This is a genomic window from Pseudomonas cichorii (assembly GCF_018343775.1).
In the GTDB taxonomy this organism is placed as follows: domain Bacteria; phylum Pseudomonadota; class Gammaproteobacteria; order Pseudomonadales; family Pseudomonadaceae; genus Aquipseudomonas; species Aquipseudomonas cichorii.
Genome location: NZ_CP074349.1, coordinates 2,129,003 through 2,143,958 on the forward strand (window position 1 = coordinate 2,129,003; position 14,956 = coordinate 2,143,958).

Here is a 14,956-nt window from a genome sequence, read left to right on the forward strand (position 1 = left end):
GCTATACCCGGACAGCCAGGTGCCAACGTCCTTTACGACATTGTTACGACACGCCAGACGTACGATTCGATTGCTTGAAAACCTTGGGGTGTAAACCCGGCCTGGCACGCTGTCTTGCCAGGTTGTGCGCCCCCGATCCTGAAACCAATCGGAACTCCTGGCACTTATGAATAAATCCTGCTCAGTCCTGGCCTGCTTGCTCACCCTGCCAACCCTCGCTACCGCGCAGACGGCCTCACAGGCTGACTCCCCACGCTGGGGCTTGGGGTTGGGCGTTGGGATATCGGAAAGTCCTTACGCGGGTGAAGGTACAAAAATCACACCGTTGCCACTGATTCATTATGAAGGGGAGCGGTTTTTCGTACGTGGCCTGACCGGTGGCGCGCATCTGATTCGCAATGAAGGCTTCGAGCTGAATGCCATTGCCTCGCTACGGATGGACGGGATAGATGCCAAGGATTTTGGTCGTAAGGAACTGGCCCGTAACGGTATCGACAGAAACCTGCTCGAAGATCGTGACAATGGTCTGGACATGGGCCTCTCTGCCTCATGGCGGGGGGCAGCAGGCAAGTTTGAATTGGTCGCCAAGACCGACGTAAGTGGTGCCAGTGAGGGGTTTGAACTGTCGGCCAAGTACGGTTATGAGTTTGAAGTCGGTCGCGGCAGCCTTGAACCGACCATCAGTGTCAGCCACCTCTCCAAGGATACGGCGAACTACTACTACGGCACCCTGAAAGACGAAGTGGCGCGAGGCGTCGTTGACTACAAGCCTGGCGCATCGACTATCCCTGAGCTAGGCCTGACTTACATCCACCCGATCGGCCAGAACTGGCAGTTCATGAGTTCTGCGCACTACAAGTTCCTGCCCAATGACATTCGCGACAGCCCGCTGCTTGAGGATGACACCCATGGCGAAGGATCGGTTATGTTTGGCATCTCGCGGCGCTTCTGAGGCAAGGCACCGTTGCCTGCTTTACCCTACCTATCGTTCGTGGAAAGAAACTGCAATTCGCAACCCTCTTACATTTCCGTTGTGAAAAGGTCTGTCAAATGAACCCTGGCCTGGCTCATCCGATATCGTTACAAGTCCTTATCATCGAGGATAACCGCTTGCTTGCAGCCAACATGTTTGACTATCTGGAAGCCTGCGGACATATCCCGGATGCAGCACCCGATGGCCAGTCAGGGTTGAGCCTTGCGATCCAGAACCGCTACGACGCGATCATTCTGGACTGGATGTTGCCACGAATGGACGGCATGAGCGTCCTGCGCAAACTACGAGAGGAGCATAGGTGTATAACGCCCATTATCATGCTCACCGCCAAAGACCAGCTCGAAGGCAAATTGTTGAGTTTTGAACAGGGCGCAGACGACTACCTTGTCAAACCTGTTGCTTTGCCGGAGCTCGAAATCCGCTTGCGCGTCATGGTCAGTCGCGCCAAGGCCAGTGCGGCGGCAGGGCGCATATTGCGAATACGCGATTTGACATACAACCTGGACAGCCAGGAGGTTACAAGAGGCTTGCGCACGATAACGCTCTCCGGGACGCTGCGTAATGTCTTGGAGTTGTTGATGCGCGAGTCGCCAAGAACGGTACGTCGTGATCGTCTCGAGGGGTTGATCTGGGGCGAAAGTGTCCCGGATGGAGATCTGCTGCGCTCGCATATGCACCTGTTGCGTCGCGCCATCGATCAGCATGGCGAAGACAAGCTTCTCCATACGATTACCGGCACTGGCTATCGTCTGGGTGAGAGCGGCGAATGAAGTTTCCATGGCGATTGCAAAGCGTGCAGTGGCTGGTCAATGTGAGCTTTGCAATGTTTGGTGCGATGCTCACGCTAGGCCTCGTAGTCCAGGGCAAACTGAGTCAAGGCTTGGTTGAGCATCCGATCTGGCTGCAAGTACTGGAGTCGAGTACGCAGAATGTTCTGCAGTCTTCCCGAGCAGACTTTCGTGACTCGTTGCCCACCGAGGGTGCGGTGAAGGGGTGGCTGTTAACCCGTGATGGAACGTTACCCGCCGACATGCCAGCGTTTCTGGCTACGCTTGCACCTGGGTACTACAGGGAAGGCGAACTTGATAGCATCGCGGACTCTTCGTCGTTTTCCGGTGTGCTGTCTATTGTGACACCGAGGTGGGGGCCTTTTGCTGACGCTCCCGGTGACACCACTCGTGCCCGCGCTTACACCGCCTTGGTGACTTCTGTGCCGCAGGGGCGATTAGTCATGGCAATCGATATGACCGGTCTGGAAGACGAGCAGAACGCAAGCGTACAACTCAGCCTGGTGTTTCTGCTGTTCAATTTCATCCTGATCTGCCTGGTGATCCGATGGTTCCACCTGAGCCTGACCAGACCCATTGCGGACCTGGCATGGCGGATGCGCAAGCTCGATCCGTTGAAACCTTCGCAACGGATTCCGGCGACCTATCGTAAAAGCGAACTTAATACCATCGCCCAGGAAGCCAACGCGCACCTTGAGCGGGTCGAACTTGCGGTTGAGCGTGAGCGCAGCCTGCTGGACCAGGCCAGCCACGAATTTCGTACGCCTCTGGCCATTATTTCCGGGGCTGCGGATGTGCTTCATAAACAACAATTGCCCGAACGGGCGCAGCGGCCGTTGCGTCGGATTGACGAAGCAGTGGATACACTCACGCAGATCATGGAAGCGCTGTTGTACCTGTCACGCGAGCCAAGCCCTCAAGAGCGAAAACAAGTCACGGTGCTGCACGGGCTGCTTCCTGAACTGGTGAATGACCACACCTACCTGCTTTCTGGAAAACCAGTGCGTTATGTGTTGGGAGATATCGAACCTTTAACCTTGCAGGCCCCTGAATCCATGGTGCGAATCGCGGCAGGCAATTTGCTCAGAAACGCTGCGGAGCATACCCACGAAGGCGAAATCCATGTGTCGCTTGTGGATGGGAAATTGTGTATCCGTGACTCCGGCTCCGGCTTCGATGCAACCCAGGCGGCCTATCGCTTCACTGAATCGCTCAAGCAATCGGGGCAACGGGCAGGCGGTGCAGGGCTGGGTCTGTTTCTGACCCAGCGCATCTGCGAGCGGTTCGGCTGGCAACTGACCCTTGAGTCGTCCTTGTCTGTTGGAACTTCAGCGATTATTGATTTCATGCCGGATCACGCGTGATTTACATCGCATCAGGACGACGATTTCAACAGATTCCACAGAACCTCATCATTGAAGTCACGGATCACGCTTTTGGCGCCCGCTTCTCGCAGTTGGTGTTCATCAAGCCCCGACAGGACGCCGAAGGTATGGATGCCAGCGGCGTTCGCTGACTGTACACCCGCCAGCGAGTCCTCGAAGGCCAGCGCGTTGTCGGCGCTCACGCCCAGCAGTTCCAGAGCGGTCAGGTAGGGCATGGGGTGGGGTTTGCCGCGCTCCAGTTCTCCGCCGATGACGATGGTCTCGAAACGATCGACGATCCCCAGGCCGGTCAACATGGCCATTGCGTTCTCTCGTGGCGCGTTGGTCACAACGGCAGTGCGCAGGCCGGTGTCCTGTGCATGATCGAGAATGCGCAAGACGCCAGGCACGGGGATGGTTTCTCCCAGTTGAGCGCGGAACATGGCTTCTTTCTGAGCGGCCAGATCAGCGTATTGTGAGGCGGGAATGTCGGGGAACAGGCCACCGAAAATCATGTCATCCGGGAAGCCCATGACATGGGCCTTGTAGTAGCCGATGTCCATCGAGCGATCCCAGCGTGCCAGCAACTGGTTGTAGGCGTTCAGGTGCAGTTCATCGGTATCGATGAGGGTTCCGTCCAGATCGAACAACAGCGCAGAAAGGGCCATTGGTTCTTACTCCTTTAAGTGTTCAGTAGTGTTGCCCAGTGACCAGACACCCCGCAGGGCCGGTACCAGCGGCAACATGAGCAGGGGATAGACGATCAGCAAGCTGAAGGCGGCTTCGACCCCTATGCGTTCTGACAGCACCCCCAGCAGAAAGGGTGCCAGCAACAACGCGACGCCCACAGCCTGTGAAGCCTGGGTGCTGAGTGCCGAGCTTGCGTGGGGCGCGATGCGCATGGCTGAGCCCAGAATCAGCGGGAAGAAATTGCCCAGACAGGCACCCAGTACAAAGATGAATATCGCTGTACCGACCAGCCCTTCGATAAACGACAGCACCAGCAGTGTAGCAATGGCGCTCAGAATCACCGAACTCAGCAATGTCAGCGGTGATATACGACGCAGTGCATAGCTGCTGGCCAGACGTCCGCAGACGGTGCCGGCAAAGTACAGGCTCATCAGGGTAGCGGCCACCGATGCGCTGGTCTGCGCATGGGTCTTGATATATTCCGCACCCCAGAAGCCCACACCCCATTCTGCGGAAATCCCCAGTATCACCAGCGCCCACAGGCTGAGCCGGGTCAGACGCTGCGCATCCGTGGTGTCCGTGGCTGTTTCCGGTGAGGCCGTCTGATCAGGCTCTGGTCGATGGATCGTCTGTGGTGCGCAGAACATCACCAGGGCCCATGCGCTGACGATCAGCGGAGCCGTGCGCCAGGACAGCCCCATGGCCGTCGCTGCCCCGACCAGCAGCGCACCTCCCAGCACACAGAGCCCTGCCACAATGTGCGCTTCCACCAGTTTCGCGGCAGCCTGCTGGCGATAGCGCTTGCCGAGCATGGCCTGGCCGACGGCCATGACCAGCCCTCCGGACAATCCCATGAGGACGCTGCCCGGCAGTGTCATGGGCAAGCCGCCCGCAATGGCGAACAGTCCGCTCGCCAGCACGATCGAACCTATTGCGATACGCCCGGTGCCGATTGGTAATGCCCTTCGCTCAAGCCAGCGATAGGGGATGCCGATCATCACCAGCCCCAATGCATAGGCCGCAAAATGCAGACCGGTCCAGCGCAGGTCCAGACCGAATTCGGCACGCAAAAAGGGCATCAGGGGGCCGAGCATGCCTTGTTGAGCGCCGAACAGGCCGAACATCAGGTAAATCGCCCAGGGGCGTCGTTCTGTGTGAGCCGTGTCTGTCATAGGCCTGCCTTTGTGTCGAACAGTGAATGCCAGCGTGCGCAACGAGCAACCTTGGTGTGGCTGGCCTCGATGGCATCCAGTGCTTTCAGATCGACCGCTGCCAGTGTGTCGCTGGACACACCGCCGACAACGACCTTGCCGTAGCTTCTGCTGATTGCCGCCGCGTGCGGCGAGAGCATCCAGTTGAGCGCCTTTATCGCCTCGGTTGCCCGTGGCGAACTGGCGCGGCAGCCGAATACTTCAAACTCGTAGCGCCGGGCATCAGCGGGGACGCACCAGCGCAAGGACGAATGCTGCGCCGCTGCGCGAGTGGCCGCCGTGGACACCGTCACTCCGACCAATGCATGGCCCTGAAGTACGGCCTCTATTGGCGCCGTCGAAGATCCGCTGATCGAAGGCCGTAGCTGCGCAACGTCGGCCAGCATCTCCCAGGCCCCATCGCCGTAATGCTCCAGCAGTGCGCTCAGGTGCAGATAACCGGCCCCCGAGCGGCCCGGGTCCGGCAGGGCAATGCGTTGCGACCATGCCGGTGCGCAAAGCGCTTCCCAGGAGAGTGGCGGTGTCAGGCCATTTTGGGCGAGTACCTGCGGGTCGTAGCAAAAGGCGGGCACAAAGCCTGACGGGCTGAACCAGCGCCTGTCGGCGGCAATTGCCTTGGGAGGCAATGTCGAGTCATCCAGGCCGTCAAGAGCCCGCAACTGTGAAGCCAGTGCGGGATCGAGGAGGGCGGTGGCAGCGGTCCCCAGCAGCAGGTCCCAGTCACCCGCCGTGCCGTTGATGACCCGCTCGATCAACTCCGAAGTGGACCAGCGCGACAGGCGCACAGGCACGCCGACCTGTTCGCTGATACCCGCCATGAACTCGGCAAGCTCTGCGTGCTCCATCGAACTGATAGCGATAAGTTCATCCATGCCCGGCCTCACTCCAGCAGTCGATGCAGTTTGGCGTATTGCAGGAGCATGATGGTCTTGCCGTCGCAGATCGCGCCGGTCTCGATCATCGACAGCGCTTCGTCCAGAGGCAGTTCGAGGACTTCGATGTCTTCGCCTTCGTCCTCCAGACCGCCACCGGCGCTCAGTTTGTCTTCGTCGAAATACTCCCCGACAAAAAAGTACAAGCGTTCGGTGACCGATCCCGGGCTCATGAAGGCTTCAAACACCTTGCGCACTTCCTGAATGCGATAACCGGTTTCCTCCTCGGTTTCCTTGCGGATGCAGGTCTGAGGATCGTCCCGGTCCAGCAGCCCGGCGCAGGTTTCGACCAGCATGCCGTCGTGTTCGTTGACGAAGGCGGGAAAGCGGAACTGCCGGGTCAGGACGACAGTCTGTTTCAGCTTGCTGTAGAGCAGGATGGTTGCGCCGTTGCCCCGGTCATAGGTTTCACGGGTCAGGGTGCTCCAGGTGCCGTTATTGCTCTGAAAGTCGTACGTGGTCTTGCGCAGGACGTACCAGTTGTCCGACAGCACTTCGACCTTCTTGATCTGCACCCGGTCCTTGGTAGGAATGGCCTTGCTCATGGCTTGGCTCCCAGGTGAGTGGCGTTGGGCGCAACGGTCAGCAGGCGTGCGACCATCTCCGGATCGCGATGCTCCGGTGCCGTCATCACGGCCGTATCCAGCGCGTGGTCGCACCCGGCCGAGCAGGCGCCCTGGTGTTCACCCAGCCGGGTGACGGCTTCGGTGACCAGGCGGCGGGTCAGGGTAAAGGTGTCGGCCATGCGCTCGGCAACCAGGGTGGCGTTCACGTCTTCGTGGGACTCGTGCCAGCAATCGAAGTCGGTGGGGATGGCAATCATCGCGTAGCAAAGCTCTGCTTCGCGAGCCAGCTTGGCTTCGGGCATGGCGGTCATGCCGATCACGGTGCCGCCCCACTGGCGATAGAGGTGGGATTCGGCGCGGGTCGAAAACTGCGGTCCTTCCATGACCACGTAAGTGCCGCCATTGAGGGCTTGCACGTCAGCGGTTTCTGCGGCGGTTGCCAGTACCGAGCGCATGCGTCCGCACACCGGGTCGCCAAACGGTACATGGCCCACCAGACCGGGTCCGAAGAAAGTCTTGTCACGCTTGATCGTGCGGTCGATGTATTGATCGATCAGCACGAAGCTGCCTGGTGGCGCATCGTGGGTCAGGCTGCCCACGGCACTGACCGATAACACCTGCGTACAGCCGACACTGCGCAGCGCAGCGATGTTGGCCCGCACATTGATGAAGGCTGGCGGGATGGTGTGTCCGACGCCGTGGCGCTGCACGAAGGCCACCGGCACATTGTTGAGCGTGCCCAGGGTGATGGCTGATGAAGGTTTGCCGAACGCGGTCTCGCATTCGACCAGCTCGATATCCTTCAGGCCGGGCAGTTGTTGAAGACCGCTGCCGCCAATGATGCCGATACGTTGAACCTGCTGCTGTGTCGATGAGTTATTCACACGCTGCCTCTCGTCTTCAGGGTGTTTTCTGGGTGTCCGGTGGTCACCAGACGTTCATACAGTTCGGAAAGCGCAGTAGGTGCGCTGCCGCGCCTGAGCAGCAGGCCTTCACTGGCGTTGTTGCTGTAGCGGGGTTCATGAATCTTCAGGTGCCGGTCGATGGCTGGCAGGTAGTTCCAGCGAACGCCGGGGTACAGCGAGTGGGCCAGATGGTAGGCATCGGACGTCGGTGCGATGAACACGCGGATCAGCCATCCGCTGATGCCGAAATAATCGGTGGGGCGGCCTGCCAGGTATTCGAGGTCGCGTCGGTCTCGGGATGTTCCTTCGACAAACCAGCGGTGTTCGGTGAGCAGCGATACCCAGGCAAAGACCGGGTATGAGGTCATCAGCGGCACCAGCCAGCCAAACAGCACGCCTTTCCAGCCTCCAGCCCAGTAGAGCAGGGCGGCGACGGCTATCAGACACAGCACCCGGAGCACCGTCGTCAGCCGCGAATGGTTCAACAGGCTGTTGCGTGCCATGGTTGTCAGGTTGACCCAGGCGCCACCAGGCGTCAGCGGGTAAAGCAGCAGCGTATGGAAACTGCTGGATGAAATGCCTGCCACATAGCCACCGGCCTGGACCCTGGCCCGGTTCGGATCACGGTCGGGGTGATTGGGGTTGCGATGGTGTTCCATCGTGTGGGTCTGATGGCGACTGCGCATGTCGCGTTTGAACGCTGGAAACTGATAGAAAACGTTACTCAGCCACCACTGCCATTCATGGTTGGGGCACAACGCGAAATGCACGGCGTTGTGTCCGAATTCCTGCAGTGCGCGCAGGCGTCCGCCGCTCCAGAGCACCACCACCAGCCACATCAGCGGCGTCGAGTAGATCGATGCCAGCAGCACGGCGGCCACGATATCCAGCCAGGTCCAGATGAAGGGCAGTGGCGCGAGCCATCCATCCCATGGCCGGTAGTAGTGTTCCTTGCGGCCGGCAATCCGTGGCTCCAGCTTCAGCAGCCGCAGAATGCGCTGATGGTCGCGGTAGTAAAAGGCGACCAGCGCGCGCAATGCCAATGCAGTCGCGATCAGGCCGATCAGCACCATGTGCGAGGTGGTCATGGTCAGGCCTCCCCGGTTTCGGCGCAGAGTGCCTGAGCAGGTGCAAAGCGTTGCAGCAGTTCGTCCAGGCTGTTGAGCAGCGGCGCACCGCTGACGCGCAGTCGTTCGCTGTTCTGATGGCCTGTCGAGACCAGCACCGGCGACCAGCCCACCGCATTCGCTACCTCGAAATCGTGCAGCGTGTCGCCGACGAACAGGGTTCGTGAGGCGGGTGTCCCCAGCGTCTCTTGCAGCACAATGGCCTCGGCCGTCTTGCTGGTCGCCTGGTTATGGCTCAGCCCCACGACATGTTCGAAATAGTCATACAGGCCTTTGGCCCTAAGGGTCTGCACCAGCACATCGCAATGCGACGCCGAGAGTATCGAGACGCCGATACCGGCACGTTTTGCGGCGTCGAGAAACTCGATCACGCCCGGGTGCAGCGGGCAGTGAGCGACATTCGCGTCGAAGTGCTCCAGATAACGCTGGACGATGGTGGAGAAGGGCACGCGATCCAGATCGAAACCGAGCGCCGCGTAGAAACCGGCAATGGGAAAGTCGAACTGAGCCCTGTACCGCTCAGCGGTAATGGGCGGGACATCGAAGTGCTCGCCGCAGCGATTTACGGCGAAGACAGCAAGATCGATATCGTCGATCAAGGTACCGTTCCAGTCGAACACCACATGTTCGATGCCGGAAAAATGCAGGGGGTCGTCGATCATTGTCGGCTGTTCCAGGGAAGTAGGGCATTGAGTGCGATGCGCGACGCAATCGCCGGCGCGTAGAGCCGGCTGGGGTCCACCACCAGATTGGTCACACCGATTTGTGTTTCCAGCGCCCGGCGATTGTTTGCCGAGAGCTTGCCAAGCCCGGCGCCGTACCAATGGTCGAAGCGGGTGCGCCAGGTGCGTTCGCCGGAGGTTTCCGGGAAGCGGAAATCTTCGGTCGTGGCCATGTTCCATGCGCCGTCGACCACACCACACAGCAAGCCTTGCAACTGATGGCAACTGAGTGAACGCTCTAGCAGCGCGTCCAGGCGGTTGTCGATGCAGTCGGCTTCGAGTGCGCCGATGGTCATGCCCTGGCTGTACAGCGGGTTCATGCTGCTCAAGGCATCACCCACGACCAGCAAACCTTCCGGCCAGTGTTCGAGGCGGTCGTAATGGGTGCGGCGGCTGCCGGGCATCTTGAACGTGAAGACCTCCGACAGCGGCTCGGCCTCTCGGATGACTTCGTGGATATCAGGCACCGGCAGGTTGGCCAGTGCCTGCAGAAAATCGTCCGGGTCCTTGCCGGGAAAGTGGCCGAACCAGCCACCGGTGGTCACCATCCAGCGGTCACCCTCGATGGGACTGATGACCCCCATGGAGCGTTGTTCCGGAGCCGCTGGCAACACCAGCAGCACTTGCCATTGCTCGGCGAAAGCGGGGAGCCGCTTGTAGATGCGCGATGCATAACCCAGCTCGGTCTTGACCACGCTGTTCTGCACCGTGCCGAAGCCGGCCTCTTTCAGCCAGGAGGGCATGTGCGTGCCCCGGCCACTGGAGTCCACCAGCAGGTCGCAAGGCAGGTGGTGCGCACCCGAGCCGTTGTCGATGTTCACGCCTTTGACATGGCGCTGTCTGTCGGCACCGGCAAATTCGATCCCTGTCACTCGCGTGCTGGACAGAATCTCGACCTGGGGTACTGTCGTCAGGCAGCGGCGCAACTGGTTGTCGATGAGTCTGCGGCTGCAATAGTGGGCATGGATGCCGCTGCGGTAACGGTTTTTCCAGCGGCCGCGCTGATACCACTTCACATCGTGTCCCAGATCCGCTACCTGGGCACCGTCCTGTTCCAGCGCACTCAGCAGGCCCGGGAAAATGCCTTCCATGATCTGCTTGCCGCGCAACAGCAGAAGATGCACGTGGTGTTCCTGTGGAAGGCTCTGGCGCGGACCGGTTTCGTCGTAGAAATCACTTTTCTCGATCACGGTGACACGCTCGAAGCGCCGCGCCAGCACGGCAGCGGTCAGGCAGCCGGTCACGCTGCCGCCGATCACCACCGCATGGCCCGAGCGTGTGCCCGATTCAGTTGGGAGAGTAGTCATTGAGCACCTTGGCGATGTAATGCAGATCGTCGTCCTTCAGATCCGGGTGCAGCGGCACCGTCGTCAATGAACGCAGCAACCTGGCGGCGTTGGGGCAATCGCGGTGATACCAGGTCAGTAACGGCAGTTGGTACAGCGGCTGGTTGTCGTACTTGCCGATATCGGACTCGATACCGTGCCGCTGCTGGTAATGCACCAGTTGGCGACCGTCATGCCCCACCGATTGCAGCAGCAGCGAATAACCGTTCACCACACCACCGGGGACCACCGGCATTTCGCGAAACGCCGGGTTGTCCAGCAGGCCCAGAAGCCGTTCTCGATTGCTCAGGCGTTGCTCCAGATGTGCATTGAGCTGACGTGACCGGGCCAGGCCCAGGGCAGCCTGCAGCCCGCCCAGTTTCAGGTTGATGCCCAGGGACTCGCCAGTCAGATTGCCGAAGCGGGTGTAGGCGCGAATCCGCCGTGCCCGCTCATCGTCATCGGTCATCACGAAGCCGCCTTCGCCGGTGGAGATGAACTTGCAGTCATGGGTGCTGAAGCAACTGATGTCGCCATGACGTGCCAGCCATGTTCCGTCCAGACGGGTCATGTGGGCGTGAGCCAGATCCTGGATCAGCGGGATTCCGGCTTCCTTCACAAAAGCCCAGGTCGCGTTCGAGTTGACCGGATAACCCCACATCGGTACTTCGATCACTGCACAGGTCCGCGGCCTGATACAGCGCCGCAGATCCAGCGGGTCCAGACCGAAACTGTCCGGCGCGACATCGCAGAACACCGGTACAAGCCCCATCGCGAGAATGGGCAGTACCGTACAGATCGGTCCTGTCGGGGCGACGATGACTTCATCGCCCGGCCGGAAGTCGACGCCGGCCAGCGCGGCCGTCACCGAAGCCGCACCGGACGAAACGCTGATCACATGCTTGATGCCGTACAGCGCAGCAATCGCGGCTTCGTATTCCTCGACAATCGGCGAGGTACCCGTCAGGCCCGAGTGCAGGGCCCTTTCCAGCTCGCGAAGGTCGTCAGCCGAGTGCAGGGTGCCTTTCTGGGTAACGGTTCTCAGGTTCATGGCGACACCTTTTTTCCCACCAGATCCCACAGCGCATCGTCTGCGAAGACTCGGTCTACCATTCGCCGGAAGTTGGGAAACATCTGCAGCGCTGCTGTTTCCTGATGGCTGAAGAATCGCGCATTTTCCACCTCTCTGTCGTCCGGGCAGGCGAGCAGAGGGGTTGCCGTGACATAGATCAGGTCCAGGTGATAGTGCGGCCCGCGCTTGTCATCGATGTATTCGCACAACACCCGGTAGGGTTGATGCAATACGGTGACGTCGGTTTCGATATCGGCAAGTTCCTCATCGCGTTCGCCAAGCAGTTCGGCGCGGATGCCCGTTTCCTCGAAAATCTCCCTCAGTACGGCTACGTCGGGTGTTTCTCCCTGTTCGATGTGACCGCCCGGATACAGCCAGACACCGAGCTTGCGGTGATGCAACAGCAGCATCTTCCTGTCCGGGTTCAAGACGAACCCGGACGCGGTGAAATGCCGATCCAGTTGTGAGCGATCGAGAGGGGCCGTCATTCAGGCGGCACCGTACTGGTTGATGCGTTCTGCCATGTAGTCCAGTTCCGTCTGGGTAATATCCGGATGAACCGGAATTGTCGTCATGCCTGCCAGCAAGGCTTCGGCATTTGGACACTCGTTGCGGTATTGGGCAAGTGCCGGGAATTCATAGAGCGCCTTGCAGCCATAGCGCTTGATGTCGGAAGGGATGCCCGCATCATCGAGGTAGTCGATGAAAGCACGGTTGTCGGCAAAATGTAGCTCAAGGTTGAGGAAGTAATAGTTCGGCTGGCCGCCATCGATGATTTTTTTCTCCCGGACCTTGCTGTGATCCAGCTTGCTGAGGAAGTAGGCCGCGTTTTCCCGGCGTTTCTCGATTTGCCCGGCCAGGGACGCCAGACGGCTGCCGCCCAGGGCTGCCGGCAGTGCCGCGAGCTTGTAATTGAGACCGAAATCCTTGCCATTGAGGTTGCCGAAGCGGCTGTAGTCGCGGCAGCGCTTTGCCAGTGCATCGTCGTCGGTGAGGATGAAACCGCCTTCTCCGGTCGCCAGTGGCTTGCGCTCGTGGGTGCTGAAGCAGGACAGGTCACCGAACTGCGACAGTGGACGGCCCTGCAGGGTCGTGCCATGGGAGTGAGCCAGGTCCAGAATCAGCTTGATGCCCAGTTCATGGGTCAGCAGGCGCAACTCGTCGACTTCGCTCGGGTAGCCCCACATCGGGATGTCGATGATGGCCTTGGTGTTCGGCGTGATGCGAGCCTTGATCGAGGCCGGGTCTGCACCGAAACCATGGGCGCGGGTATCGACGAAGATGGGGTTGGCGCCGGCGGCAATGATCGGGTAGATGGTACACAGCGGGCAGCTAGGCGTCAGTAGGACGTCATCGCCCGGACCCACGCCCGATGCGTAAATAGCCACGCTGAGGGCTGCGCCGCCTGACGACACGGCAATGGCATGCTGCGCCTCGAACCACTCGGCAAGTTTGCTTTCGTATTCGCCCACCACATCGCTGGTGCCCGACAACGGACGTTCCAGGGTCAGTTTCATGGTGAGCAGGTCGTCCGCGTATACCGGGCGATATTTATCGGAAACGGGAGCGTGTGCATTTGCGGTGCTGGAAAGATTGGCTGACATTTTCATGGATTCCGTAACAGGCTTTGGTTGGGCTCAAGCGCTAAGGGCAAGATTTTGTTCGGCTGCGTCGCAGATGCTCTCGATCACCTTGTAAGTCGCACGCAAGCTTTCAAAGCTCGCTTCAAAGGCGGTGTTGGTGCGCACGGCATGGAAGAACTTTTCCAGCTCGCCGAAATAACCGCTGCGCTCATAGCCGGAATCCAGTGGCCCTGGCTGCCACGCCCCACGCCAGCGTTTGGCGGTACCTGTGGCACTGGTGCCGTGCTCCGGCTCGTGCATGGTGATGTTCCAGAGGTTGTTGAGCTCCACCATCATCGAGTTCGAGCTGACAATCTTCATGTCGAATTCAAAGTAGGGGAACAGGGTGCCGCTGAGCAGGCTGACACTGGCACCTGTGGTGAATTGCAGTTCGAGGCTGACCAGCAACGAGTCGCCATGACGCTGCACCCGGGACTCGATATCACGCAGTTCGCCGCCACCGAAGGTCACGCCCAGGTCGATGGTGTGAATGGCCTGGGCCAGCAGGAAGGAGCGCAGTGTCGAGTCCAGGCCCCAGAGCGGCGACGTGGGTTTGCTTGCATAGTGGTTGAGCTGAACATGCACGGTCTGGCCGAACTGTTCTGTGCTGGTCATCTTGCGCAACTGCTGCATGGGCTTGGCGAACTTGAAGTTCATGCCGACGCCGGTAACCACTTTGGCATCGTTGCTGGCAGCGATCAGTGCTTCCAGTTCGTCGAGTGTGAAGCAAGGTGGTTTCTCGACGAATACGTGTACACCCTTGGCCATGGCCTTGAACGAAAGGTCGCGGTGCGCCTGGGGCGGGCAGGCCATGACCACTGCATCGAGCCTGGCGGATGCCAGCATTTCGTCGAAGCTGTCGGTGATCATCACGTTGGATACGAAACGATTGATTTGTTCGGCACGGGTACGGTCACTGTCGCAGACCGCCACGATACGAATATCCGGCATTTGCAGAAGTGTGGGCAGCAGATTTTCCTGCATCTGTGCGCCGAGACCAACGATACCAACTCTGAGTCCAGTCATAGTTATCTCCATCTTGGAAAGATTCATATTTCATTGGAAGTACGGACGAGCGCGTACACGAATTCCGTAACGGATTGTCGGGCGGACAAACCGAATAAGTTCAGCGTTCGTTTTTAAACAGTTAGAGCAAGAGGTGTGTATTGAACCGGCTAATGAAAACGCTCTTCGCTGTTTTCAGCCAGTCTTGTGAGGGGTGTCATCAAGTCAGGAATATTATGGGGCTGCAGTGTGTCGCAAGCGTCGCGCATCAGGCCTTGAGAGCGGGGTGTGAGGATGTTTACGAACCGGGAACGCAATGAGATTGCAGGGTCCGGGTTTGCTTCGGAAAGTGCGAACATTCTTGCGAATTGTTCATGTGTTGCCTTGAACGAGGAGCGGCAGTTGCTTTTCTGATCAGTATTCATAATACAAATCTTCCGTGATTGCCTGATTCAAACTTCAACATAGTCCGTGTTGAAGCCACTGCGTCAGTGTGTCTTGCTGACTGAGTACGAGGCTGAATCTATAGGCGGGCTTTGTGCGTGGCAACCCGGCCTATAGAACGGAAAATTATAAAAGGCAGTGCGTTATTTATTCGTTGGATATTAGGTGTTTTTGTTACGCGGGTAAGTA

15 protein-coding genes are annotated in these 14,956 nt (G+C 59.3%); 3 read left to right on the forward strand and 12 right to left on the reverse strand.

The genetic code is table 11. The features are described from left to right. Positions 1 to 166: 166 nt before the first annotated feature. The 3 genes from KGD89_RS09500 (at position 167) to KGD89_RS09510 (ending at position 3,146) form a co-directional block, all read left to right on the forward strand. Positions 167 to 952 carry a MipA/OmpV family protein gene (locus KGD89_RS09500; RefSeq protein ID WP_038399790.1) on the forward strand — a complete coding sequence of 262 codons (786 nt, stop codon included), beginning with the start codon at positions 167 to 169 and terminating at the stop codon, positions 950 to 952. A 98-nt stretch (positions 953 to 1,050) separates the two neighbouring features. Then, positions 1,051 to 1,764, forward strand: coding sequence for a response regulator transcription factor (locus KGD89_RS09505; RefSeq protein WP_038399792.1), 714 nt, complete (start codon positions 1,051 to 1,053; stop codon positions 1,762 to 1,764). Then, positions 1,761 to 3,146, forward strand: coding sequence for a sensor histidine kinase (locus KGD89_RS09510; RefSeq protein WP_025259548.1), 1,386 nt, complete (start codon positions 1,761 to 1,763; stop codon positions 3,144 to 3,146). Before KGD89_RS09505 ends, KGD89_RS09510 begins: the two co-directional genes overlap by 4 nt. An 11-nt stretch (positions 3,147 to 3,157) precedes the next feature. On the opposite strand, the gene KGD89_RS09515 is transcribed toward KGD89_RS09510, so the two are convergent. The 12 genes from KGD89_RS09515 to KGD89_RS09570 are packed head-to-tail and all read right to left on the reverse strand — an operon-like array spanning position 3,158 to position 14,344. Next, positions 3,158 to 3,814 (reverse strand): HAD family hydrolase, encoded by a 657-nt coding sequence (locus tag KGD89_RS09515; protein WP_025259549.1) that lies wholly within the window; start codon positions 3,812 to 3,814, stop codon positions 3,158 to 3,160. A gap of 6 nt (positions 3,815 to 3,820) precedes the next feature. Next, positions 3,821 to 5,008, reverse strand: coding sequence for an MFS transporter (locus KGD89_RS09520; RefSeq protein ID WP_051427721.1), 1,188 nt, complete (start codon positions 5,006 to 5,008; stop codon positions 3,821 to 3,823). Then, on the reverse strand, positions 5,005 to 5,919 hold the full coding sequence (locus KGD89_RS09525) for an ABC transporter substrate-binding protein (RefSeq protein ID WP_025259551.1): 915 nt from the start codon (positions 5,917 to 5,919) through the stop codon (positions 5,005 to 5,007). The genes KGD89_RS09520 and KGD89_RS09525 overlap by 4 nt, the downstream gene beginning before the upstream one ends. An 8-nt stretch (positions 5,920 to 5,927) precedes the next feature. Beyond that, complete coding sequence (gene nudK / locus KGD89_RS09530; protein ID WP_025259552.1) at positions 5,928 to 6,524, reverse strand: GDP-mannose pyrophosphatase NudK; 597 nt, start codon at positions 6,522 to 6,524, stop codon at positions 5,928 to 5,930. Next, positions 6,521 to 7,429 carry an S-methyl-5'-thioadenosine phosphorylase gene (gene mtnP, locus KGD89_RS09535; protein ID WP_025259553.1) on the reverse strand — a complete coding sequence of 303 codons (909 nt, stop codon included), beginning with the start codon at positions 7,427 to 7,429 and terminating at the stop codon, positions 6,521 to 6,523. The genes nudK and mtnP overlap by 4 nt, the downstream gene beginning before the upstream one ends. Further along, positions 7,426 to 8,538 (reverse strand): fatty acid desaturase family protein, encoded by a 1,113-nt coding sequence (locus KGD89_RS09540; RefSeq protein WP_025259554.1) that lies wholly within the window; start codon positions 8,536 to 8,538, stop codon positions 7,426 to 7,428. The genes mtnP and KGD89_RS09540 overlap by 4 nt, the downstream gene beginning before the upstream one ends. A 2-nt stretch (positions 8,539 to 8,540) precedes the next feature. After that, complete coding sequence (locus KGD89_RS09545) at positions 8,541 to 9,239, reverse strand: HAD family hydrolase (RefSeq protein ID WP_025259555.1); 699 nt, start codon at positions 9,237 to 9,239, stop codon at positions 8,541 to 8,543. Then, positions 9,236 to 10,606 (reverse strand): NAD(P)/FAD-dependent oxidoreductase, encoded by a 1,371-nt coding sequence (locus tag KGD89_RS09550; protein WP_025259556.1) that lies wholly within the window; start codon positions 10,604 to 10,606, stop codon positions 9,236 to 9,238. Before KGD89_RS09550 ends, KGD89_RS09545 begins: the two co-directional genes overlap by 4 nt. Then, positions 10,587 to 11,675, reverse strand: coding sequence for a DegT/DnrJ/EryC1/StrS family aminotransferase (locus tag KGD89_RS09555; RefSeq protein ID WP_025259557.1), 1,089 nt, complete (start codon positions 11,673 to 11,675; stop codon positions 10,587 to 10,589). Before KGD89_RS09555 ends, KGD89_RS09550 begins: the two co-directional genes overlap by 20 nt. Continuing rightward, the gene (locus tag KGD89_RS09560) at positions 11,672 to 12,184 is read right to left on the reverse strand and encodes an NUDIX hydrolase (RefSeq protein ID WP_025259558.1); all 513 of its coding nucleotides are present in this window, start codon (positions 12,182 to 12,184) and stop codon (positions 11,672 to 11,674) included. Before KGD89_RS09560 ends, KGD89_RS09555 begins: the two co-directional genes overlap by 4 nt. After that, entirely contained in the window at positions 12,185 to 13,300 is a 1,116-nt protein-coding gene (locus tag KGD89_RS09565) for a DegT/DnrJ/EryC1/StrS family aminotransferase (protein ID WP_025259559.1), read from the reverse strand. Between the two features lie 33 nt (positions 13,301 to 13,333). Beyond that, the gene (locus tag KGD89_RS09570; RefSeq protein ID WP_025259560.1) at positions 13,334 to 14,344 is read right to left on the reverse strand and encodes a Gfo/Idh/MocA family protein; all 1,011 of its coding nucleotides are present in this window, start codon (positions 14,342 to 14,344) and stop codon (positions 13,334 to 13,336) included. Positions 14,345 to 14,956: the final 612 nt, after the last annotated feature.

Coding starts and splice junctions, on each gene's coding strand:
- KGD89_RS09540 (WP_025259554.1), bottom strand. CDS start 8,538: ATGACCACCTCGCACATGGTGCTGATCGGCCTGATCGCGACTGCATTG.
- KGD89_RS09510 (WP_025259548.1), top strand. CDS start 1,761: ATGAAGTTTCCATGGCGATTGCAAAGCGTGCAGTGGCTGGTCAATGTG.
- KGD89_RS09570 (WP_025259560.1), bottom strand. CDS start 14,344: ATGACTGGACTCAGAGTTGGTATCGTTGGTCTCGGCGCACAGATGCAG.
- KGD89_RS09565 (WP_025259559.1), bottom strand. CDS start 13,300: ATGTCAGCCAATCTTTCCAGCACCGCAAATGCACACGCTCCCGTTTCC.
- nudK (WP_025259552.1), bottom strand. CDS start 6,524: ATGAGCAAGGCCATTCCTACCAAGGACCGGGTGCAGATCAAGAAGGTC.
- KGD89_RS09560 (WP_025259558.1), bottom strand. CDS start 12,184: ATGACGGCCCCTCTCGATCGCTCACAACTGGATCGGCATTTCACCGCG.
- KGD89_RS09520 (WP_051427721.1), bottom strand. CDS start 5,008: ATGACAGACACGGCTCACACAGAACGACGCCCCTGGGCGATTTACCTG.
- KGD89_RS09525 (WP_025259551.1), bottom strand. CDS start 5,919: ATGGATGAACTTATCGCTATCAGTTCGATGGAGCACGCAGAGCTTGCC.
- KGD89_RS09550 (WP_025259556.1), bottom strand. CDS start 10,606: ATGACTACTCTCCCAACTGAATCGGGCACACGCTCGGGCCATGCGGTG.
- KGD89_RS09555 (WP_025259557.1), bottom strand. CDS start 11,675: ATGAACCTGAGAACCGTTACCCAGAAAGGCACCCTGCACTCGGCTGAC.
- KGD89_RS09515 (WP_025259549.1), bottom strand. CDS start 3,814: ATGGCCCTTTCTGCGCTGTTGTTCGATCTGGACGGAACCCTCATCGAT.
- KGD89_RS09545 (WP_025259555.1), bottom strand. CDS start 9,239: ATGATCGACGACCCCCTGCATTTTTCCGGCATCGAACATGTGGTGTTC.
- KGD89_RS09505 (WP_038399792.1), top strand. CDS start 1,051: ATGAACCCTGGCCTGGCTCATCCGATATCGTTACAAGTCCTTATCATC.
- KGD89_RS09500 (WP_038399790.1), top strand. CDS start 167: ATGAATAAATCCTGCTCAGTCCTGGCCTGCTTGCTCACCCTGCCAACC.